The 21363-nt window shown below is 63.7% G+C and carries 15 protein-coding genes; 4 read left to right on the top strand and 11 right to left on the bottom strand.

What is annotated here, in order from left to right; genetic code table 11:
- Positions 1-30: 30 nt before the first annotated feature.
- On the bottom strand, positions 31-1215 hold the full coding sequence (locus VF167_06715) for a DDE-type integrase/transposase/recombinase (GenBank protein ID HEX6925103.1): 1185 nt from the start codon (positions 1213-1215) through the stop codon (positions 31-33).
- 114 nt (positions 1216-1329) lie between these two features.
- Between VF167_06715 and VF167_06710 the strand changes: the two genes are divergently transcribed.
- Complete coding sequence (locus VF167_06710; GenBank protein ID HEX6925102.1) at positions 1330-1671, top strand: hypothetical protein; 342 nt, start codon at positions 1330-1332, stop codon at positions 1669-1671.
- Positions 1672-2777: 1106 nt separating this feature from the next.
- On the opposite strand, the gene VF167_06705 is transcribed toward VF167_06710, so the two are convergent.
- From VF167_06705 to VF167_06665, 9 genes are all read right to left on the bottom strand, one after another.
- On the bottom strand, positions 2778-5774 hold the full coding sequence (locus tag VF167_06705; GenBank protein HEX6925101.1) for a type I restriction endonuclease: 2997 nt from the start codon (positions 5772-5774) through the stop codon (positions 2778-2780).
- The gene (locus tag VF167_06700; protein ID HEX6925100.1) at positions 5771-6718 is read right to left on the bottom strand and encodes a hypothetical protein; all 948 of its coding nucleotides are present in this window, start codon (positions 6716-6718) and stop codon (positions 5771-5773) included. Before VF167_06700 ends, VF167_06705 begins: the two co-directional genes overlap by 4 nt.
- Positions 6719-7146: 428 nt before the next feature.
- Positions 7147-9171 carry a class I SAM-dependent DNA methyltransferase gene (locus tag VF167_06695; protein HEX6925099.1) on the bottom strand — a complete coding sequence of 675 codons (2025 nt, stop codon included), beginning with the start codon at positions 9169-9171 and terminating at the stop codon, positions 7147-7149.
- A gap of 327 nt (positions 9172-9498) precedes the next feature.
- On the bottom strand, positions 9499-10701 hold the full coding sequence (locus tag VF167_06690) for a type II secretion system F family protein (protein ID HEX6925098.1): 1203 nt from the start codon (positions 10699-10701) through the stop codon (positions 9499-9501).
- A gap of 198 nt (positions 10702-10899) precedes the next feature.
- Positions 10900-12015: a type IV pilus twitching motility protein PilT gene (locus tag VF167_06685; protein HEX6925097.1), complete on the bottom strand. Its 1116-nt coding sequence runs from the start codon at positions 12013-12015 to the stop codon at positions 10900-10902.
- Between the two features lie 156 nt (positions 12016-12171).
- Positions 12172-12555 carry a four helix bundle protein gene (locus VF167_06680; GenBank protein HEX6925096.1) on the bottom strand — a complete coding sequence of 128 codons (384 nt, stop codon included), beginning with the start codon at positions 12553-12555 and terminating at the stop codon, positions 12172-12174.
- Positions 12556-12709: 154 nt separating this feature from the next.
- Positions 12710-14422, bottom strand: coding sequence for a type IV-A pilus assembly ATPase PilB (gene pilB / locus VF167_06675; GenBank protein ID HEX6925095.1), 1713 nt, complete (start codon positions 14420-14422; stop codon positions 12710-12712).
- A 107-nt stretch (positions 14423-14529) separates the two neighbouring features.
- Entirely contained in the window at positions 14530-15207 is a 678-nt protein-coding gene (locus VF167_06670) for a ComEA family DNA-binding protein (protein ID HEX6925094.1), read from the bottom strand.
- Between the two features lie 3 nt (positions 15208-15210).
- The gene (locus VF167_06665) at positions 15211-16137 is read right to left on the bottom strand and encodes a M28 family peptidase (protein ID HEX6925093.1); all 927 of its coding nucleotides are present in this window, start codon (positions 16135-16137) and stop codon (positions 15211-15213) included.
- 371 nt (positions 16138-16508) lie between these two features.
- On the opposite strand from VF167_06665, the gene VF167_06660 reads away from it, so the two are divergent.
- The 3 genes from VF167_06660 to VF167_06650 are packed head-to-tail and all read left to right on the top strand — an operon-like array spanning position 16509 to position 20246.
- The gene (locus VF167_06660; protein ID HEX6925092.1) at positions 16509-17837 is read left to right on the top strand and encodes an LptF/LptG family permease; all 1329 of its coding nucleotides are present in this window, start codon (positions 16509-16511) and stop codon (positions 17835-17837) included.
- Between the two features lie 7 nt (positions 17838-17844).
- Positions 17845-19176 carry an LptF/LptG family permease gene (locus VF167_06655; protein HEX6925091.1) on the top strand — a complete coding sequence of 444 codons (1332 nt, stop codon included), beginning with the start codon at positions 17845-17847 and terminating at the stop codon, positions 19174-19176.
- Positions 19173-20246 (top strand): LptF/LptG family permease, encoded by a 1074-nt coding sequence (locus VF167_06650; protein HEX6925090.1) that lies wholly within the window; start codon positions 19173-19175, stop codon positions 20244-20246. The genes VF167_06655 and VF167_06650 overlap by 4 nt, the downstream gene beginning before the upstream one ends.
- A 238-nt stretch (positions 20247-20484) precedes the next feature.
- Here VF167_06650 and hisF read toward each other — a convergent pair whose 3' ends face one another.
- The gene (hisF, locus tag VF167_06645; GenBank protein ID HEX6925089.1) at positions 20485-21255 is read right to left on the bottom strand and encodes an imidazole glycerol phosphate synthase subunit HisF; all 771 of its coding nucleotides are present in this window, start codon (positions 21253-21255) and stop codon (positions 20485-20487) included.
- Positions 21256-21363 lie beyond the last annotated feature (108 nt).

Below are 21363 nucleotides of genomic sequence, written 5' to 3'. Positions count from 1 at the left end.
CGGAATCCGCGCGGGCAGGAAAGAACGACATCAGCCTTCCTCCGAGGTCATGAGTAGATCGCGAAGCTCAGCTTCAATCGCATCGGCCGAATCAAGTGGTGGGTGCTGAGGATCCTCGGGTTGCGACTGTGCTTCCATCAGTTCGAGTCGCAGTGCCTCGACGTGCTGACGATCCCTTGCGCGCGCCTCCCGACGTGCCTTCTCGTTCAAGGCGCGGTAACGATCAAGCCGTTGCCGAAGCGCCCCCTCCGTCTTCCGTCGTGCGCGGATAACATCCGTGAAGTCGTAGGGCGCTTCGTCACTCAACCGATCGTGAGCCCAGCCGTATCGTTCGCCGGTTACCAGAGAGTAGAGAAGGACTCGGTGGGGCTCCTCGGGATTGAACCCCACCCGGACTTCCTCGCCGATCCGAGGATCGCACCCAGGGGACCAGTAGTGGCGAGTGATTCCACTGATCGTGAGGCGCACGCCTTCCTCGGTGATCTTCCGGGTCACCGACGAGTTCACCCAAAGCCCGAGTAGTTGCTCCTCCGACTCCGGCTCACGGATGCGAACGGATTGATGCCACGCCCGGATTGGGCGCGCCTGTATGGCGGTGTGAATCCGGTTGTGGTACTCCTCACGTACCCATATCCCGATCTCCTGCCGGATCTGGTCGATCGTAAGGAAGTCGGCGACGTTCTTCTGTGCCGCCCCATCGGACGTGCCCACAGAGAGCTTGTGGCCCGGAAGTGTGCGGAGGAGCCCCTTGTCGAGGGTGTCGAACCAGCGCTCGATCCGACCCTTTCGTTCCGGGTACTCTCCCGGATCGAAATCCTGGCGGATCTTCAGGGCGGCAAGACCGATGCGTACCTCCTCGGCTGCGTATTCCGGTCCGTTGTCGGTCTGTATGACTTCTGGAACGCCGTAGACCTCAGTCGGCCCCTCATTCGGCAGAATCGCCGTAAGAAAGAGTCGGCGGACGAGTGCGCCGGTTGCCGGCGCATCGTGCACGATAAAGGAGGCGATCGCACGACTATGAACGTCGATGACCGCGGCGAGATACACTGTCGAGGGCTCCCATTCGCCCCGGGCATTTAGACGCTTCGCCCAGATGTCGAGCGTCGTCCCGTCCGCTTGCCACCGCTCATTTGCATAGGTGGTCCACTCTATGGGGATCATGCTCCGCCCATGCTTGCGATACTCGCCCATATCACCGCGCCGAATCAGCTTCATGGTCTGTGGCTGGGTCCATAAGAAGCGGCGAATGCTGGAATAGCTCGGGATTCTCGTATCGGCCGGGAGCTCCCCAGCGTCGATCCGCTCTCGAAGATGTTCGCTAACCAGTCGATGAATCTCCTTCTGCGTCGCGGAGCGGTGGTCCAGCCAATAGCGGAGTGCGAGCGTTTTCACCTCTTCGTCCATCACAATCTCGGCGCGTCCGTTCATACTTCGGCCGTCGGCCAGCCCACTCACACCGCGCTCCCGGTAAGCCTGGTAGATCTTTCGGGCCCATCGTGGGGTAGCCTCGACCCCGACGCGCGCGAGAGCCTCGCGGGCGCTCAAACCACGATCCATCTGCAAGCAGACGGCGAGCTTCGTCGAAAGGTCGGAGAGGGCGGAACCCTGAACCTCGTCGGGAGCGAGAGGGCGCGAGCGCCGCTCGGCGGGCCCGGTGCCACCTGGGATTGAGTGAACCTCGTCGGGTACCTCGAGTTCGGCCCGGTCAAGCTCGGATTCAAGGAAGGCGATCAGGTCGCGGACTCTCCTCGCTGCCGCACGCATCCGGGACTCCACGCCGTTCTGCCGTGCGCGGCCAGAGAATTTTAGAGCCTGTTTGACATCGTTGATTGCGTCATCGCTGAGGCCGACCTCGGCGTGAAGCCGGCTCGCGAGCTTGAAAGCCCGCTCTTCGTGTGCCTGTAGTGTCTTGGAAAGGTCGTGACCGGCCGTCGTCATGGACCTGCCGCGCTGATCTGGTGGATTCGGCATCCATGTTCCTCGGTGTCGACCGTGATCGTTGTGGCTCCTGATCGACACCGTACCGCATCGAAAGCCTTGGCCAAAAATCCGAGTGAGCGCTGGCCGCAGTTGAGAAAAATGGCGTGGTTAAGCCATTTTCGATGTCCGGGGTTTGATTTTCGCGAATCATTGTCGGCGCGGGATACGCCGCGCCCCCCACTTCTCCGGTCAATGGCAATGCACAGCCGCCCCATGCGCGAGCGTGGGTGCCGGTGTTCGTGGGGTGGACACCGGGTTCCGGTCAGCGATTTGTAACGAGGAGGACCTCAGGCGGCCGGATTGGACCGGATTGCACCGGAACCACTCGGGCGAGCCGCGAGTACAGCGGCTTCTCCGTCGGCTCGCTAACACGCGATGAACAGGTTTCCATCGACATCGGGAAGGGAAACATGGAAGGGCGTAGAGACAGTACGCGCGTGTCCCATGGACAGCAGGAGTCCACTGAGGGCGAGCCCCGGATCCGAACTGCCGCGTTGCTCGTCGGAGGCACTTATCGACTATTTGCGGCGGACGTCGGGACCGGCAGTTCGACGGAGGCGCCTGGAGCGCTATTCCGTCTCCGGGTCGTCGGATCCTCGCGAAGTGTTAGTCTGGATCGCGCGAAGGGCTAACACTTCATATGACAAAGTACATTGCCCAGCGTCAAGTTGGCGGAAACCCTTGCTGGGCCCATCTGGATCGAGGTTGGATCATGTTGAGCACGGCCCAACAAGTCTTCGCTCAGCGAGCGGAAACGGCCGACGCTGAGAGAAAGTAATCGGAGCAGTCGGTCCCGCTCAGGCCGCGTCGCCTCTCAGGTCCTCGTAGATCCGACGCGACAGCTCCTTCTCCACCACCTGGCGCAGATCCGCCTCGTCAAAGAAGCGCGCGACGATGTCGCGGTTCTGACCGAGACGGTCGATCATCAGGTCCGCGAGCTTCGATTTCATTGCGAGGGCGAACGTATCGAACGGATTCGCACGGGCCTGAAGAACCACGTCCTCGTCCGCCTTCGCCTCTTCTGCGACCTGATCGAAGAAGAGCTGGTCCGCAGGTGTGAAGTTCGTGTTGAATCGCTCGTTCAGCAGGTCGATCAGCTCCGACAGCTTGACGTGGTCCTCCTCCGGATTGCCTGTGCCTACCGCGATGATACCAGGGACAGTCCCGGGACCCTTCTCGAGTTCAATGGCCTCGTCGTCAAGCGTCTTCTCGAGGCGGTAGTAGTGCAGGGCAACGTCCCGGCCCACGTCAATGGGAGGCCCTCCGGTCTCGGTGGGCAGGAATCCCCGGAGCATTCTTCCGAACGAGTATCTCTTCTCGAGGTCCGGATCCGCCCACGAGATCACCTGCGACAGGAAGGCATACAGTCCGACGTACGCACCCAGCGCGTCGCGAAACTCGGTTCGTTTCTCGTCGGTGAGCGCCTTGAACCGGTCGACGGCCGGTCCCAAATACTTTACGAGGAGCGCGTGATCCGACTTGCTCTGCTTGTCGCGCGGCTTGTAGAAGACTTTCGCGAAACTCTCAATCTCGGACGCGTACCACACCTGCATGGCATCCAGCCTGTGTTGTAGCTCGTATAGCTGGTGTGGGTCGCTCGCCTCGGCGAGAATCGTCTCCTCATAGTACGGCTGAAACGCTGCCCGTATGTCATCGGCTTCGTTAACGAAGTCGAGGACGAACGTGTCGGACTTGCCGGGGTGCGTGCGGTTCAACCTGCTCAACGCCTGAACCGCCTGAACACCGGCCAGCCGCTTGTCGACGTACATCGTGTGGAGCAACGGCTGGTCGAATCCAGTCTGGTACTTGTTCGCGACGATCAGGACATTGTAGTCGTCACCCGCGAACTCCTCCGGCAACTGCGTCTCGCTGATGCCGAGGTTCATCCCGGGCTCCGTGTAATGCTCACGCGTGTCGGGGTCGACAACCGTACCGGAGAACGCGACGAGCGGATGTACGTCGGTGTACCCTTTCTCCGCGATGTACCGGTCGAATGCCTGCTTGTACCGGACCGCGTGTAGACGCGACGGGGTGAGCACCATCGACTTCGCACGCCCGCCTATCCTGTGTCGCACCTTCTGCCGGAAGTGCTCGATGATGATCTCGGCCTTTTGCGCGATGTTATGCGGGTGGAGTGTCGCGAAGCGAACGAGTGACACGGCGGCCTTCCGCTTCGGGACCTCCCGATCGTCCTCTGCCTTCTTCGCGAGGCGCCAGAACGTCCGGTACGTCGTGTAGTGCTTCAGGACATCGAGGATGAAGCCTTCCTCGATTGCCTGACGCATCGAGTAGAGATGGAACGGACGGTGGCGGCCGTCGGCGTCCGGCCGACCGAAGCGCTCCAGCGTCTTGCCCTTCGGCGTGGCGGTGAACGCGAAGAAGCTCAGGTTCGGCTGGGGCCCGCGCGCGGCCATCACCCGCAGGATCTCGTCCTCGCTGCTCGATTCCTGCGCGCCTTCGCTCGCTTCCGCGTATACAGCCTCCTCGAGCGACGACGGCTGGAGCACCTCCTTGACCTTCTGTGCCGCTCCGCCGGTCTGTGAACTGTGCGCCTCGTCCACTATCACGGCATAGTTCCGGTCCGGTAGCTGACCGATCTTCTCAGCCACGAACGGGAAAGTCTGGAGTGTGCAGATGATAATGGGCGCCCCCCTCTCGAGCGCCGCCGCCAGCTGCGTCGACTTTGCGCTGCCCTCCGCGCCGATTCGCTCCACAACGCCCTGTTTGTGTTCGATCTCGTATATTGCGTCCTGGAGCTGGCGGTCAAGCACGGTCCGGTCAGTGATGACCACGACCGAGTGGTAGACTTTCTCGTCGTTCTTGTGGAGCGATGCCAGCCGGTGCGCCAGCCACGCGATCGAATTGGTCTTGCCGCTCCCCGCCGAGTGCTGCACGAGGTAGCTCTTTCCGGGGCCTTCGGTGCGGGCCGCCGCCTCGAGCCGTCTCACGACGTCGAGCTGATGATACCTCGGGAACAGCATCAGCTCCTTTGTCGTCCGCTGCCCGTTCTCCCATCGCTCCTCCGTCTGGAGGTGCATGAAACGACCGAGGATGTCGAGGAAGCTGTCACGAGCGAGTACGTCCTCCCAGAGATAGGCCGTCCGCGGCCCACTCGGGTGCGGCGGGTTTCCGGCTCCGCCCTCGTGGCCCCGATCGAACGGAAGGAACACAGTATCTTCGCCCGCGAGGCGGGTCGTCATGGCGACGCGATCGGTGTCGACCGCGAAATGGACAAGCGCGCCCTCTCGGAATCGGAACAACGGGTTGTTAGCGTCCCGTCTCCTGTACTGCTGCTTCGCGTGCTCGATGTTCTGATTCGTGAGCTCGTTCTTCAGCTCGATCGTCGCGACAGGCAGACCGTTCAGGAACAGCACGAGATCGACCGAATGGTCTTCACCCGGAACGAACCGCACCTGCCGAGTCACCACCAGACGATTCTTCCGGTATCGCTCTGCGGCGTCGGGGTTGAGGGAAGTGGCCGGCGCGAAGTAGGCGAGGCGGACGGTCCTGCCATAGAACTTCAGGCCGTGACGCAGGAGCTCGAGCGTGCCGACAGTGCGCCGAAACTTTTCGAGCGTCTCCAGGAGTATCGACTGGAGCTCACCGCCATGTTGCTTTTCGAGTTGGGCCCAGAGCTCAGGCTGTGTGTCCTGGACGAAGGCGATCACGTGCGAGGGGTCGAGTGCGCGGCGCCGATCGTAGTCCGTGGGATTACCCTTGAGCCACCCGCGTTCGATGAGAGCCGCCTCGATGGCAGACTCGAAGGTGGACTCGGTGTGGACGCCGTGGCTCATGCGAGCGCCTCCTCAAGCACTCTGTTAGCGCGGGTCGATCTGGATCGCACATCGATCTGGCCAGTGACGGCGGCGGAAATAAGCGTTTGCCGGTACTCTTGGAGTCGAATGATACTGTTCTGGAGATGACGTTTACTTTCCTGATAGCTCCGGTTCTGCTTCTGCATCGCCCCCGCGATCTGCCGCTGTTCAGCGACGGAAGGCACGGGCAGCACGAGGTTGAGCACCGTGTCTTGACCAATGTTCTGCATTGATGAGCTGGCGCCAGTCGCATCGCGCTCTAACTGGTAGCGAGCCGGCCAGGCGGACAGTAAGAACACGAGGAATTCGGGTACGAGCCTGGTCTTGCGCGGCGTCAGCCTGTACAGCTTATCGCACAGGATTAGGCGCGGCCGTACAGCGCCCACCATTGCAGCCGACCCGAGAAGCGCTCGCGTATTGGCACGAGACATCAGCACGTCACCTGGCCGGATTTCGTACTCACTGAGCGGTTCCACTCCCGCCGGAAGCGCCTTGTTGTCGTTGGGATTGAACTCAGAGCCATTCACGCATCCTGCCCGCATGACACCCCACTCATCCTCCGCAGCAGGCCGGTTCTCGCAGGCAGGGCTCCACCCCTGCTCAATTCGTTGGAGACCAAACTTAAGTCGCGTAACTTGCCAGTGGTCGGGCACCTCACCTAACCATTCAACCCCCGAGTCCTTCATCGGCACGTCGGGATTGAGCCCCTTCGTAACGGCCCGCGTGATTGCCGCCTGCCGCTTCTCTTCAATGAGATCGATCAGTCGCTCCTTCTTCGCGATCAGCGCGTCGATGGCGGCCGTCTTCTCGTCGAGGAAGTCGGCGATGGCGCGCTGGTCTACGAGGTGGAGAACTGGGATGGGCAAGGAACCGATCTCGGAGGGGGCCACTGCCGGGTAGCTTACCCCCGTCGATCGTGCCACGATCTCATCCACTACAGGATCTGACCGCATCCAGTATCGCAGGAACCGCGGGTCGAGTTTGTGGCTTGGAGATAGTACGGCGAAGCCCGTAGAGCATACGAGATCTCCCTCCGCAAAACCGACATACGTGATAGCACGGAGATATGTCCTTACCGTCGAGATGAGCGTATCGCCGCTACGCACGATCCTACGCGCTCGCGACGGGGCGGTCTCGAAACGGTGCCTTGTCACCTCGCCGATTCGCCCCAGACCGTCAACGGCCCCTATGTCTATGTAATCAAACTCAAAATCAGCCGGCGTACCCTCTCCGAGAGTTCGAGAATTGATCGCGACGTGGTACTTCAGCGGTTCTACACGCCAAGTCGACGGCAGATGAGCTCGCCAGGGAGTCACTCGGTCGCCGAAGACCAGTGCACGGGGACGTCCACTCACGCGAGCACCTCCTCCAGCATCCCCTCGATCTCACGTTCCAGCTCCCTGATCTCCGCCTCAATCTCTTCCAGCGGGCGCAGTGGCGTATACTCGTAGAAGTGCCGAGTGAATGGGATCTCGTAACCGATCTTCGTCCGCGTCTCGTCGATCCACGCGTCCGGAACGAAAGGCCTGACCTCGCGCTCGAAGTACTCCTCGACGTTCTCCTTGAGCGGCACATTCTCGGTGTCGCGCAGATCCGTGTCGGGCTCCGGCGCACCGTTGCTCGTGCACACGCGCGCATTCTCATCCCGCTCGCCGAGCGCTGCGACGATGGCGCGCCGGAGGGGAGCGCTGACGCCTACGCCGGCGCGGTCCAGAACCTTCTTGAGATCGCGAAAGAAGTCCTTGCAATCGAGGTAGAGGCGCTCGGGATCCAGCGAGCGCAGCGCCGCCCGGATCGCCTCCTGCGCGCGCTTGCCCTCCTCGATCTCCTGCCGCGCCTTCTCCCCCTTCTTCCGGCTTGTCGCCAGGTTCTGGAACGCGGACTCGTCCTCCAGTCGCGCAATGCGCTCCGGAGACGCTTGGAAACTCAGCCGCAGGGGGCGCTCCACGGTGATCTTTCTGAACCCGAAGTCGTCGTTGTCGAAGATCCGGGAGTGCTTCGACTCCGCGAACGCGCCGTAGATCTCGGTGATCTCGCGGATGTGATCTGGCGTAAGCTCGTTGCGCTTATTGCCGAGCGACTTCCGCATCTTTCGGAAGAATCCGACACCGTTCACGAGTTGGACCCTGCCTCGACGCTGCGCGCTCTTCCGGTTCGTGACGATCCACACGTACGTGTGGATGCCGGTGTTGTAGAAGAGCTGGTCGGGCAGGGCGACAATCGCCTCGAGCCAGTCATTTTCGATGATCCAGCGACGGATCTCGCTCTCACCGCTTCCGGCATCGCCGGTGAACAGCGGCGATCCATTGAAGACGATCGCGATACGGCTTCCGCCTTCCTCCGGGGAGCGCATCTTCGAGATCATGTGCTGGAGGAAGAGGAGAGACCCATCGTTGATCCGCGGGGTGCCGGCGCCGAATCGGCCCGCGAAGCCAAGCGTATCGCGCTCGTCCTCGATGACCTTCTGCACCTTCCTCCAGGACACGCCGAACGGCGGGTTCGACAGCATGTAGTGGAACCGCTTACCGGCGTGGCCGTCGGCGCTGAACGAGTTGCCGAGGACGATGTTCTCGGGGTTTTGCCCCTTGATGAGCATGTCCGCCTTACAGATCGCGTAGCTCTCCTCGTTCAGCTCCTGCCCGAAGACCTCGAGCCGCGCCTGCGGGTTCATCTCGCGCAGGAAGTCCTCCGCTACGGAGAGCATACCGCCGGTGCCGGCGGCCGGATCATACAGCGTCTTCACCACGCCGGCCTTCCGTAGAACGTCATCGTCCTCGATGAACAGCAGGTTCACCATGAGCCGGATGACTTCACGGGGCGTAAAGTGCTCACCCGCCGTCTCGTTCGACTGCTCCGCGAACCGCCGGATCAGTTCCTCGAACATGCTCCCCATCGTCTCGTTCGGAACCGCGGCCGGATGGAGGTCGACCTCGGCGAACCGCTGGACGATGAGGTAAAGCAGGTTGCTCCGCTCGAGCTTCTCGATGTGAGTCTCGAAACCGAAGTGCTCGAGGATCTCGCGCGCCTGCTTCGAGAACCCGTGGAGGTAGTGGATCAGGTTCGGGCCGATCTGCGCCGGGTCATCGAGGAGTCGCTGGAAGTCGAACTTGGACGTGTTGTAGAACGCCTGCTTGGCGGTGCGCTTCAGCGCCTGATGCCGGAGCTCCTCGGATTCCCGCTTCAGCTCGGCCGCGCGCTCGAGCACGGCCTCTTTGGTCGGCTCGAGCACGCAGTCCAGTCGGCGAAGTACGGTCATCGGCAGAATCACCTTGCCGTAGTCCGCCTGCTTGTAGTCGCCACGCAGAAGATTGGCGATATCCCAGATGAAGTCGGCCAGGCGCCGGAAGTCCGTCGTTGGACGGGCGATCTCTGCCATCGGTTCGGTTCCCTTCGGATGTCCAGGAGGGCTGGTCAGCCACCGGCCAGCCGTGGGCGGGCTCGCGCATGCCGCACGAGCATCCGCGCATACGCGCTGACAAACATTCCAATTTCCGTTTACCAGTCAAGTTCGGCCAGTTTCGCCGCCAGTTGACGCTGCCGTGGCCTTCTCGAGGGGGCCGAAAGGGCGCCATTTTCGGGGGTGCCTTGTAAGCCGAACCGCCCGCCGCTACAGGAGATAGCGCCGGGCGGAACGAATCAGATATCACAACGGAACGAATCAACGATCACGCGCGGAACGAATCAACTCTCCGCGACACGCCCCCTACCCCTGTACCGTCTGAATCAGGTCGAACATCGGCAGGTACATCGCCACCACCATGCCGCCGATCACCACACCCATCACCACGATCATGATCGGCTCCAGCACGGAGGTCAGCGCCGACACCGCCGCGTCCACCTCGTCGTCGTAGAAGTCGGCGATCTTGGAGAGCATCTCGTCCAGCCCGCCGGTCTGCTCACCGACGTTGATCATCTGCACCACCATCGGGGGGAAGACACCCGAAGCCTTCAGCGGATCGGAGATGGTCGCACCGCCGGCGATGGAAGCCCGCGAGTTCATCACCGCGTCGTGTACCACCCGGTTGCCCGCCGTGCGCGCGGTGATCTCCAGGCCCTCCAGGATGGACACGCCGGAGGAGACCAGCGTCCCCAGCGTGCGGGTGAAGCGGGAGACGGCCGATTTGCGGATCAGCACGCCCAGCACGGGAAGGCGCAGCAGCAGCCGGTCGATCACCAGCTTCCCGCTCGAGCTCTTGTAGTACTGGCGCAGCGCGAATAGGGAGGCAATGAAGCCCAGGACCACGAAGTGAATGTAGCTCTGGAGGAACTCGCTGATGCTGAGGACGATCAGGGTAGGCGTCGGGAGCGCCATCCCGGCGTCAGTGAAGATCCCCGCGAAGACCGGCACCACCTTCCAGAGCAGGATCGTGGTGGCCGCGATCACCACGAACAGCATCACCGCGGGATAGGTCATCGCGCCCTTGATCTTCCGCACCAGCGCGTCATTCTTCTCGAGGAAGACAGCCAGCCGGTCGAGGATCACGTCGAGGATGCCGCCCGCCTCACCCGCCGCGATCATGTTCACGTACAGGTCGGTGAAGACCTTCGGGTGTTTCTTCATCGCGTCGGCGAGCGTCTGTCCCGCCTGGATGTCATTCAGCACGGTAGTGATGATCGTGCGGAACTTCGGGTTCTCGGTCTGCTCGGCCAGAATGGATAGGCTCTGCACCAGCGGCAGCCCCGCCGCGATCATGGTGGAGAACTGCCGCGTGAAGATCACCACCTCACGCGTCTTCACCCCGGTCCCGAAGTTGATGGAAAATTCCTTCGGCTTCGCCTTCACCGAAACCGGCACCAGCCGCTGCTTCCGCAGAAAGCCGACGACCTCCTCCCGGCTCGGCAGATCGATCTCGCCCGTCTGAATCTCCCCCGTCAGGGAGCGGGCACTGTAGGTGAAGACAGGCATGGAGAAGTAGACGCTAAGGTTGTGGCTGAGACTAGTGGTGAATTACGAATTACGAATTACGAACTATCGATTATCGGTTGCCGATTACGAATTGCGCCCGGGTCACGCGATTCTAGCGCATCGGGCCATTTTTGAGCATTGAATGCGATTCTCGCTTCCGCATTCGTGATTCATAATTCGTAATTCGTAATTCCGCATCTATGCGGGCACCGGCTCTCCCACCATCCGCAGGAACTCGTTCGGATCGCTGGAGGCGCGCAGGCAGTCCTCGAGGGAGACTTCGCGCTGCATATAGAGCTGGTAGAGCGCGTCGTTCATGGTCTGCATGCCGTGCTTCTTCCCCGCCTGGATGATCGAGTAGATCTGGTGCACCTTGTCGTCGCGGATGCAAGCGCGCACCGCGGGGGTGCAGACCATGACCTCGCAGGCCACCACGCGACCCCTCCCTCCCTGCCGCGGCAGCAGCGTCTGCGTCACCACTCCCTCCAGCACGAAGGCGAGCTGCGCCCGCACCTGCGACTGCTGGTGCGACGGGAAGACGTCGATGATGCGGTTGATGCTCTCGGCGGCCGAGTTGGTGTGCAGGGTCGCCAGGCAGAGGTGACCGGTCTCCGAGATGGTCAGCGCGGCCTGGATCGTCTCCAGGTCGCGCAGCTCGCCCACCAGGATCACGTCCGGATCCTGCCGCAGCGCGTACTTGAGCGCCTGCGCGAAGCTCTTGGTGTCGGCCCCCACCTCCCGCTGGTTCACCATGCACCCCTGGTGGCGATGGATGAACTCGATCGGGTCCTCGATGGTGAGGATGTGTCCACGACGCTCCTTGTTGATCTTGTCGATCATCGCCGCCAGCGTCGTCGATTTCCCCGATCCCGTCGGCCCCGTCACCAGCACCAGGCCGCGCGGCCGCTCCGCCAGCTTACCCAGCACCGGCGGCACATTCAGCTTCTCCAGCGGGGTGATCTGGAAGGGGATCTGCCGGATCGCCAGCGCCACGCACCCGCGCTGACGGAAGGCGTTCGCGCGGAAACGCGAGAGCGTCTGGATGCCGAAGGAGAAATCCAGCTCGTCCTCATTCTCGAACCGCTTCTTCTGGTTCTCCGTCAGGATCGAATAGGTCAGCTGCAGCGTGTCCTTGGGGGTCAGGATGTGCTCCACCCGACTGTTCACGATCGACCCGTCGATCCTCAGCTTCGGCCTCTCCCCTGCCGTGATGTGCAGGTCGGAAGCCCCGCGCTGGATCATCTCATCCAGCAGGGAGCGGAGGGAGAGGGTGGGGGAAGGCTGAGAAGGTACTTCTGCTGCAGCTGTCGACATAAGCGAAATTCTTCCAATCGAGTTTCCTCGCGGAATGCGAGGGCACTTGCAAAATGCGTTAGTGCGTTGGGAGCGCGATGCCCGGAACTACTGGAATTCGGCCTTCCTGTCCCGGGAAGAAGCCAAGGTCTGTGCCAGGGAAGAAGGAGCCAGAAGTCAGGAGCCAGAAGCCAGAAGTTTCCGGGAGTACGCGTTCAGTAGACGACTTACTTCCTCTACCTGCAGGAGCAGCGATTCCGTCCGCAGGTAGCCGAGATCGCGCGCTAGAATGAGGTAGTATCGCGTCTCCTCGAGAGAACCCTCGGCAATGTTGAAGTATCGAGCCTTTTCGTTTCGCGTCCGCTTCCGGAATCCCTCCGCAATGTTCGCGGGGACGGACACCGCTGACCGACGTAACTGCGCGATCAGACCGTATCGCTCGAACGAGGGGAAACCAGCACTCTCCTTGTAGGTGGCAAGCACGAGTTGATGTGCCTGCTCCCAGACGATGAGATCCTGAAAGCGTCGCGCTGGTCCTTTGCGTCCGGCGCGGATCGTCATCTTCACCTCTCGGGTTGCCAGCCACTCCAGCCGAACAGTCGGCTCTTTAGCCGCTCCGGGGCCTGCTCCCAGCTCTCTGGCTCCTAAGCCGCCTTCTTCTGGCTCCTGGCTTCTGGCTCCTGGCTTCCCACTCTCTCAACCCGCTAGCTTCTGCCTACGCCGCCGTCTCCTTCACCACCTCCTCCAACGTCGTAATCCCCCGCTTTACCTTCAGCATTCCATCCATTCTCAACGTCAGCATGCCCTCGGCGATGGCCTGGTCGCGCAGGTCTGCCGTGGAGGCGTTCTGCAGGATCATGCGGCGCAGGGTGGGCGACATGGCCATCACCTCGTAGAGGCCTTGCCGGCCGCGGTAGCCGCTGCCGCCACAGTCCTCGCATCCCGTGCCCTTGTAGAAGACGGTGGTCTCGATCTCCTCGTCGGTCAGCCCGGCGGCGCGCAGGTACTCCGGCTCGTAGGTCGTCGGCTCCTTGCAGCGCGAGCAGATCCGGCGCACCAGCCGCTGCGCGGTAATCAGGTTCACCGCCGAAGCCACGTTGAACGGCTCGATCCCCATGTCCACCATACGGGTCACGGTGGATGGGGCGTCGTTGGTGTGCAGGGTGGAGAGCACCAGGTGCCCGGTGAGCGCCGCCTTGATCGCGATGCTGCCCGTTTCGATGTCGCGGATCTCGCCGAGCATGATGATGTTCGGGTCCTGCCGCAGGAACGCCTTCAGCGCCGAGGCGAAGGTCAGCCCGATCTCCGGCCGCACCTGCACCTGGTTGATGCCGTGCAGGTTGTACTCGACCGGGTCCTCGGCGGTCATGATGTTGACCTCGGGCGTATTCACCCGAGACAGGGCGCTGTAGAGGGTGGTCGTCTTCCCCGATCCCGTCGGTCCGGTCACCAGCACCATCCCGTACGGGTTCATGATCGCCCGCATGAAGTCCTTCTCGGCCTTCGGCTCCATGCCGAACTTCTCGAGATCGAGCGTCAGATTCCCCTTGTCGAGGATTCGCAGCACGATCTTCTCGCCGAAGAGCGTCGGCAGGGTCGACACGCGGAAGTCGACCACCCGCTTGCCGATGCGGATCTTCAGTCGGCCGTCTTGCGGCAGGCGACGTTCGGCGATGTTGAGGTCCGCGAGGATCTTAAAGCGGGAGATCAGCGCCGCCTTCATCTTGATGGGCGGGCGCATGATCTCGATCAGGGTGCCGTCGATGCGGTAGCGCACCCGGATATCCCGCTCGTAACACTCGAAGTGGATGTCCGAGGCGCCCCGCGCCACCGCGTCGTTGAGGATGCCGTTGATCAGCTTGACGACGGGCGCCTCCTCGACCTGCGCCTTCAGCGCCCCGACGCTCAGCTCCTCTTCCTGGTCCTCGACGACCTCGATCTCCTCCTCGTCGAACTGCTTGAGCAGGTCGGTCATGCGCTCGTCGGCGGAGTCGTACTCGCGCTCGACGATCTTCCTGAGCGTGAACTCACCCGCGATGACGGGCTCGATGTCGAAGCGGGTGATGAACTTCAGGTCCTCGATCACCCCCATCTCGCCCGGGTCGGCCATCGCCACGGTGAGGGTTCGACCGACCCGCCGGACCGGCAGCACGAGAGATTTCAGCGCCACGTCGGGCGGGATCAGCTTCAGCAGCTTGGGGTCGAGCTTCACCCGCTCGAGGTCGATCGCGGAGACCCGGTGCTGCCGGGCGAGACAGAGCGCCAGCTCCTGCTCGCTCAGCAGCCCGAGCTTGACCAGGCTGTAACCGACCCGCGTGCCGTTCGCGCGCGCGTCCTCGAGTGCCTTGTCGAGCTGTTGCCGACTGACGAGGCCTTCGCGCAGCACGATCTCGCCGATTCGATCGCTCGGAGGCGCCGCAACTGCCATCTCTGCGTCAGGAAAAAGGATGAAACCGATCAGGATGCGAAAAGCCGCGCCGACGGACTCCCCGCGTGGGCATCCGTCGGCGCGCCCGAGTCCGGCTGACCAGCCGGCTAACGAGTCACGCGCACCGCCGGTCGAAGCCGTTCGAGCAAAGCGGGTCCGATTCCGGGCACCCGCAGGAGCTCGTCCACGCTGCCGAACCGCCCCTCCGCTTCACGAGAGGCGATGATCCGGGCCGCCAGGGCCGGTCCGATCCCCGGAAGAGCCTCCAGCTCCACCGGGCTCGCCCGATTCAGGTCCACCGTCGCCGAGGCGCCCTCACGACTGTCCTCGCGGCTCCGACGGCCACTACCGAGGGTTGGCGGAGGCACGGCGGGGAGATCGAGGTGCGGCGCCAGCGAAGCCAGCATCGCCGGACCCACCCCGGGCACCGAATCCAGATCCGCCAGGGAACGGAAAGGGCCTCTCGACTCCCGATAGGCGACGATGCGCTCCGCCAGAGCGGGCCCCACGCGGGGTAGCCGATCCAGCTGGAGCGCGTCGGCCCCGTTGGGGTCGATCCGCTCACCCGGTTCCAGGGGCTCATTGCGAATCCGTTCGCGCTCGAGCTCCTCCTCGGCGGCGGCCTGCACCTCGGCGAGGCCGGACCCAACCAGAGTATCGGCGCCACTGGGGCTCCACTCGACCGGCCCCGTGGGAGTGGTGACGAGCCGCACCCCCGCGCCCGCGATCAGCAGCAGCGCGGTCACGCTGAGCGCCTGTCGCTCCTGCGGGGTGATGCGGAGCACACCTCACCCCCCTCGGTAGACCAGCTCGGCGATCACCTCTCCGACCACTTCCAGGCTCTCGGCGCTGGTGTTCTCCGGAATGTCCTGCGGGGTGTGCCAGTAGGCGTTGTCGGGGCCGTACTCGAAGTCGATGATGTCGATGGTGCGGATCCCCGCTTCGTTGAGCGGAAGATGGTCGTCGCTGACGTAGCCGCCCGGCTGCTCGACGAAGATCCCCCCGTAGCCAAGCTCGTGAGCGACCTCCCATACGCGCGTCAGAACCTCGGGGGCGCGCTCCTGCGAATAGCCCTCCCGCGCAACCCGCAGGTCGGCATCCCCCACCATATCGAGCAGGATCCCGTAGAGCGGCGGGTACCCAGCCGGCTGATTTTCAGCGAAGTGACGCGCCCCCAGGAACATGTCCGACGTCTGGGGTCCGTAGTCCTCGCCATCCACCAGGAGCAGATCGACGCCGAGCGGTGGCGCCTGCTGATTGAAGAGTTCGGCGAGCACCATCAGCACCGCCGTGCCGGAGGCCCCGTCGTTGGCGCCGGGCACCGGCTGCTGCCGCTCTTCGGGAGTGCGACCCCGATCGGCGAGTGGGCGGGTGTCCCAGTGGGCCACCAGCAGCACGCGGTCCCGGGCCTGCGGGTTGAAGCGCGCGAACAGGTTGGTCAGGGAGAGGATCTCGCCTCCGGTGGTCGTGTAGACGAACGGCTGCTCGATGAGCGTGTCCGCACGGGCGGCGAGCCATTCCTTCATCCAGGCGAGCTGCTGCTCGTGACCCGGCTGGCCCGGAATGCGCGGCCCGAATCCGACCTGCTCCACGAGGAGCTGATGGGCGAGGTCCCCCGGGAAGGACGGCCGGTCCACCCGGGGCATCGCGCCTCCGTCGCCCGGACATGCGGACAGCAGGGGGAGAAGCAGAACGACCAGAATGCTTCGAATCAAGGCGGTGAGCGGGGGAGCCGACATGGTTCTCAGGTGAGACGCTGCGGACAGGCGCGACGGGGCCGCGCGGGACGCGCTAAGTACCCGGCCCCAAACGGCGTCGTTCCGGCAACTTGACGCCAGGAGCGGGGTAGAGTGTCGATCGATCCAGAATTCCGAGCTCGAGCCGTCCGCGCCAGTGCCGGCGCACTACACAACAAGGACCGGTCCGCGGCGTCCAGGGTTGGTGGTGCGGGCGCTGAATGGAGCGGTGCTGGTCACATGCCGGTCCGCTCCGGGACGCACCTACGATACATGGGTAGATACTTCGCCGGGTGGGTGCGACCAACCTCGACTCGGACCCCACGACCCGACGCCGGAACCTGTCACCGATGTCCGTTCTGACCCGCTATCTCCTGCGTGCGCACGCCGGCCCCCTGCTCTTCGCCTTCGTGGCGTTGACGGGGGTGGTGCTGATCAACACGCTGGCGCGGTCGATGGCGGATCTGGTCGGCAAGGGGTTGCCGACCAGCGTCTTCTTCGAGTTCTTCCTGCTCTCGCTCCCGGCGAACATCGCCCTGACCCTGCCGATGTCGGTGCTGGTGGCGGTGCTCTACACCTTCTCGCAGATGGCCGCGGAGAACGAGATCACCGCGCTGCGGGCCAGTGGGATCGACCTGCGCCGGATGGTCCTGCCGCTCCTGCTCGTGGCGACACTGATCACCGCGGGGATGATCCGGTTCAACAACGAGGTGCTGCCGGCCGCGAACTACCGCTGGCGCACGCTGATGATGGACGTGGCGCAGACCAGTCCTTTGCTCTTCATCCGTCCGCAGGTCGTCAACGAGCTCGCCACTGGAGACGGGAGCTCCCGCTTCTACGTGCAGGCCACCGAGGTCGACGAGACGGACAACCGGCTGCGGGACGTGACGATCCACGATGTTAGCGATCCCGGCCGAAGCCGGACGATCTACGCAGACTCGGCGCGGATGCAACAGACCGCGGCCGGGACCGACCTGGTGCTGGTCCTCTTCGACGGTCACCTCCGTGAGATGGAGCGGGAAGACCCCGAGTCGTTCCGGCGGATGACCTTCCAGGAGCATGTCCTGCGGGTGGACGGCGTGCGTCAGGCGCTCGATCGCAGCGAAGGGGAGAGCTTCCGCACCGACCGCGACATGACGACGCAGATGATGCGGGCGCGAATCGACACCCTGCGGGCCGAGCTGGCAGAGGCGAGAGAGCGGGCTTCGGTCGTGCCGCCACCTTCCGCCGGCATCCCCGACTCGGTAGAGGTGCAAGGACGGCACGTCCCCTTCTCCCGAGCTCAGGAAGAAGGGATCCTCTTCCGGATTCGTGAGCTGCAGGTCGAGATTCAGAAGAAGTACGCAATCGCGTCAGCCACCCTGGTCTTCGTCCTGATCGGCGTTCCGCTCGCGCTCCGCTTCCCCCGTGGAGGGGTCGGGATGGTCATTGCCGCGAGTCTGGCTATCTTCTCGGTCTACTATGTCGGGTTGATCGGGGGCGAGGCGCTGGGGAATGCCGGGTACGTGCCCCCCTGGCTGGCAATGTGGTTCACCAATGGAATCTTCGGGATCCTCGGATTGATCGGTTTATGGAGGTTGGGCGGAGAGCATTCGACTGCACGGGGAGGAGGCTGGCCTGCGTGGCGCTTACGGCTTCCCTTCCGGCAGCGCACTGCGCCCACCCCGGTGGAGGCGTAAGCGGACGATGAAGGTCCTCACGCGCTACCTGCTCAGGGCGCACGTCGGTCCGCTGATCTTCGCCTTCGTGGCGCTGACCGGCGTGATCCTGATCAACACCCTGGCGAGGTCTCTGGCCGACCTCGCGGGGAAGGGGCTGCCCGTCCGGATCTTCCTCGAGTTCTTCGTCCTCTCGCTACCTGCGAACATCGCCCTCACCCTCCCCATGTCGGTGCTGGTCGCCGTGCTCTACGCCTTCTCCCAGATGGCGGCAGAGAACGAGATCACCGCACTGCGCGCGAGCGGGGTCGACCTCAGACGCATCGTGCTGCCGCTGCTGCTGGTGGCGAGCGTGATCGCGGGGGTGATGGTCTGGTTCAACAACGAAGTCCTGCCCGCCGCCAACTTCCGCTGGCGGATCCTCATGACGGACATAGGACAGACCAGCCCGCTGCTGGCGCTCCAGCCGCAGATCATCAACTCGGTGACCACCGGGGACGGATCGCAGTTCTACATCCAGGCCACCGAGATCGACGAGGCGGGGAGTCGCCTGTATGACGTGGCCATCTACGACGTCAGCAGTCCGAACAAGACGCGCACCATCTACGCCGATTCCGGTCGCATGCTCCGCTCGGCGGACGGCGCCGACTTCATGCTGACGCTGTACGACGGCTCCATTCGCGAGATGCAGGGGAATGATCCGGAGGCGTTCCAGCGAATCACCTTCAAGCAGCAGATACTGCGAATGCCGGGTGTGCGCCAGACGCTGGAGCGCTCCGAGGACAGCGGCCGCCGCACCGATCGAGACATGCCGGCGTCCATGATGCGCGACACGATCGCGGCGTTGCGCGTACAGCTGGCGAATCTCGAGGCCAACAAGAACAAGCCGATCCCCCCTTCGGCGGGGGTCCCTGAGCAGATGGAGGTCCAGGGTCGCCTGCTGCCCTACGCGGAGGCTCGGATCCAGGGGGTGAAACGGGAGATTCGCCGCTACCAGGTCGAGATCCAGAAGAAGTACTCGATCGCCGCGGCCACCCTCGTCTTCGTATTGGTGGGGGTGCCGCTGGCGCTGCGTTTTCCGCGCGGCGGGCTGGGGATGGTCATCGCCGCCAGCCTGACGATCTTCTCCGTTTATTACGTGGGGCTGATCGGCGGTGAGGCGCTTGCCGACCAGGGGCTGATGCCTCCGTGGATGGCGATGTGGTTGACTAACGGGATCTTCGGTACGCTCGGCCTGCTGGGCGTGTGGCGGATGGGGAGGGAGCAGGCGACCACCCGAGGCGGTGGTTGGAGACTGCCGTCCTGGCTTCGTGTCTCGCTGCGCCGCCGGAGTCACCGCCGCGCGGAGGGGACGGCATGAGCATTCTCGACCGCTACATCCTGCGGCAGTTCATCGCCACGATGCTGGGGCTGGTATTGGGCCTTCCCCTGCTCTTCATCGTGGCAGACGTCACCGACAACCTGGATAAATACCTATCGCGGGGAATCCCGCGCGGGGACGTGGCGCTCTCCTACCTCTACTTCTTCCCACAAACGATCTACTGGGCGCTACCGGTCGCGGCGCTGGTGGCGACGATCTTCACGATCAGCAGCATGACCCGGCACCAGGAGATCACCGCGGCCAAGGCCGGCGGCATCAGCTTCTATCGGCTGATCGCCCCGCTGCTGGTGATGGCGGCGCTGCTGAGCGTGGGAACGATCTGGCTGGGAGAGCTGATCCCCGCGGCGAACCAGAGGCGCATGGAGCTCGTCGGGGAACGCCAATTCACGATGGGAACGCTGCGCACGAACTTCGTCTTCCAGACCGAGTCCGGGTTCACGCTCTCGGCACGCAGGTTGGATTCGGAGCACGACCAGATGTCGGAGGTCGTGCTGGAGCGCGAGGCGGGCCCATCCACCCCCGGAGTGCATATGGTGGCCCGGCGGGCCGAGTGGCGCCCGGATACCGGGTGGATCTTCGGTCGGGGTTGGCTGCGAACCTTCGATGACGCCACCTCGGAGGAGCTCTCCTTCTCCTTCGATTCGGCGCACGTCTCCACTCTGGCGGAGACCCCTGAGGAGTTGCTGGCGCGCCCCAAAGAGCCCGAGGAGATGCGCTACGACGAGATGCAGCGCTTCCTGCAGATCGTGCGACGCTCGGGAGGGGACACCCGCAAGCTGGAGGTGGAGCTGGCCCAGAAGATCTCCCTTCCCCTGGCCATCCTGGTGATCGTCCTGTTCGGCGCACCGCTCTCCACCAGCACCCAGCGCGGCGGCGCCGCCTTTGGCGTGGGCGTCAGCCTCGCCGTGACGATGATCTACCTGCTCCTCTTCCGCGTCGGCACCGCCGTGGGCGCCAGCGGCGCCCTCCACCCCCTCCTCGCCGCCTGGGGACCCAACGCGCTGTTCCTCATCGGGGGAGTGTATCTGCTGTGGCGGGTGAGGACGTAGCGGCGCAAAAATTACGAATTACCAATTACGAATTACGGCGGACCGCTGAGGTCGCAGAGGCTTTCGCAGAGGGCACGGAGGTAGACGGATAAAAGGGCCGGCCACTCCAGAGTACCTAAGGTTTAATTAACAAATCGTCATCCTCTGTGACCGCCGCGTTATCCTCTGCGTTCTCCGTGGTTCGCTCGAGACCAGCCCCCAAAATTCGTAATTCGTAATTCGTAATTCGTAATTTCATCTAGAGCCGCACCGGGTGCCCGCGCTCTGCTAGATATCGCCGGGCTTCGGGCACGCTGATCTCGCCGAAGTGGAAGATGGAGGCGGCCAGGACGGCGTGGGCGCCGGCGGTGAGCGCCTCGTCGAGGTGAGCGAGGTTGCCGGCGCCGCCGGAGGCGATGACGGGAATGCGGACGGTGGCGGTGGTGGCACGGATCAGCTCGAGATCGTAGCCGTTCCGCGTCCCGTCAGTGTCCATGGAGGTGAGCAGGATCTCACCGGCGCCGAGCGATTCCACGCGCGCCGCCCACTCGATGGCGTCAACCCCGGTCGGGTTTCTACCGCCGTGGGTGTAGACCTCCCAGCCGGAGGGGGCGGACGGCGCGTCGGAGCGGCGCGCGTCGATGGCCACGACCACACACTGGGAGCCGAAGCGATGGGCAGCGCGCGCAATCAGCTCCGGATCGCGCAGCGCCGCCGTGTTCACCCCCACCTTGTCGGCGCCGGCTCCCAGAATCGCCAGGAAATCGTCGATCGAACGCACCCCACCGCCCACCGTGAAGGGGATGAAGATCGAGTCGGCCGTGCGACGGATCATGTCCAGCATCGACGCGCGCCCCTCGTGCGAGGCGGTGATGTCCAGGAAAACGAGCTCGTCCGCCCGCTCGGCGTCGTAGCGGATCGCCTGCTCCACCGGATCACCGGCGTCCCGCAGGCTGACGAACTGAATTCCCTTCACCACCCGACCGTCCTTCACGTCGAGACAGGGAATGATGCGTTTAGCAAGCGACATGGCTATGCAGTCCCAGATTTCGCCCCCCCGGGTCGGGATGGCCGGCTGCCGTCGGGCGACGAAAGAGGCGACAGACTTGGTGCGTGGCGCGAGTGGCCCGGCACCAGC

Source organism: Longimicrobiaceae bacterium (assembly GCA_036375715.1).
Classification (GTDB): domain Bacteria; phylum Gemmatimonadota; class Gemmatimonadetes; order Longimicrobiales; family Longimicrobiaceae; genus DASVBS01.
The sequence above is the reverse complement of the archived record's forward strand: the minus strand, read 5'-3'. Positions and strand labels throughout refer to the sequence as shown.

Bases quoted from the DNA above. Each gene is read 5' to 3' on its own strand.
- VF167_06715 (HEX6925103.1), bottom strand. From the start codon at position 1,215: ATGAAGCTGATTCGGCGCGGTGATATGGGCGAGTATCGCAAGCATGGG.
- VF167_06710 (HEX6925102.1), top strand. From the start codon at position 1,330: ATGAATCTCCTTCTGCGTCGCGGAGCGGTGGTCCAGCCAATAGCGGAG.
- VF167_06705 (HEX6925101.1), bottom strand. From the start codon at position 5,774: ATGAGCCACGGCGTCCACACCGAGTCCACCTTCGAGTCTGCCATCGAG.
- VF167_06695 (HEX6925099.1), bottom strand. From the start codon at position 9,171: ATGGCAGAGATCGCCCGTCCAACGACGGACTTCCGGCGCCTGGCCGAC.
- VF167_06690 (HEX6925098.1), bottom strand. From the start codon at position 10,701: ATGCCTGTCTTCACCTACAGTGCCCGCTCCCTGACGGGGGAGATTCAG.
- VF167_06685 (HEX6925097.1), bottom strand. From the start codon at position 12,015: ATGTCGACAGCTGCAGCAGAAGTACCTTCTCAGCCTTCCCCCACCCTC.
- VF167_06680 (HEX6925096.1), bottom strand. From the start codon at position 12,555: ATGACGATCCGCGCCGGACGCAAAGGACCAGCGCGACGCTTTCAGGAT.
- pilB (HEX6925095.1), bottom strand. From the start codon at position 14,422: ATGGCAGTTGCGGCGCCTCCGAGCGATCGAATCGGCGAGATCGTGCTG.
- VF167_06660 (HEX6925092.1), top strand. From the start codon at position 16,509: ATGTCCGTTCTGACCCGCTATCTCCTGCGTGCGCACGCCGGCCCCCTG.
- VF167_06655 (HEX6925091.1), top strand. From the start codon at position 17,845: ATGAAGGTCCTCACGCGCTACCTGCTCAGGGCGCACGTCGGTCCGCTG.
- VF167_06650 (HEX6925090.1), top strand. From the start codon at position 19,173: ATGAGCATTCTCGACCGCTACATCCTGCGGCAGTTCATCGCCACGATG.
- hisF (HEX6925089.1), bottom strand. From the start codon at position 21,255: ATGTCGCTTGCTAAACGCATCATTCCCTGTCTCGACGTGAAGGACGGT.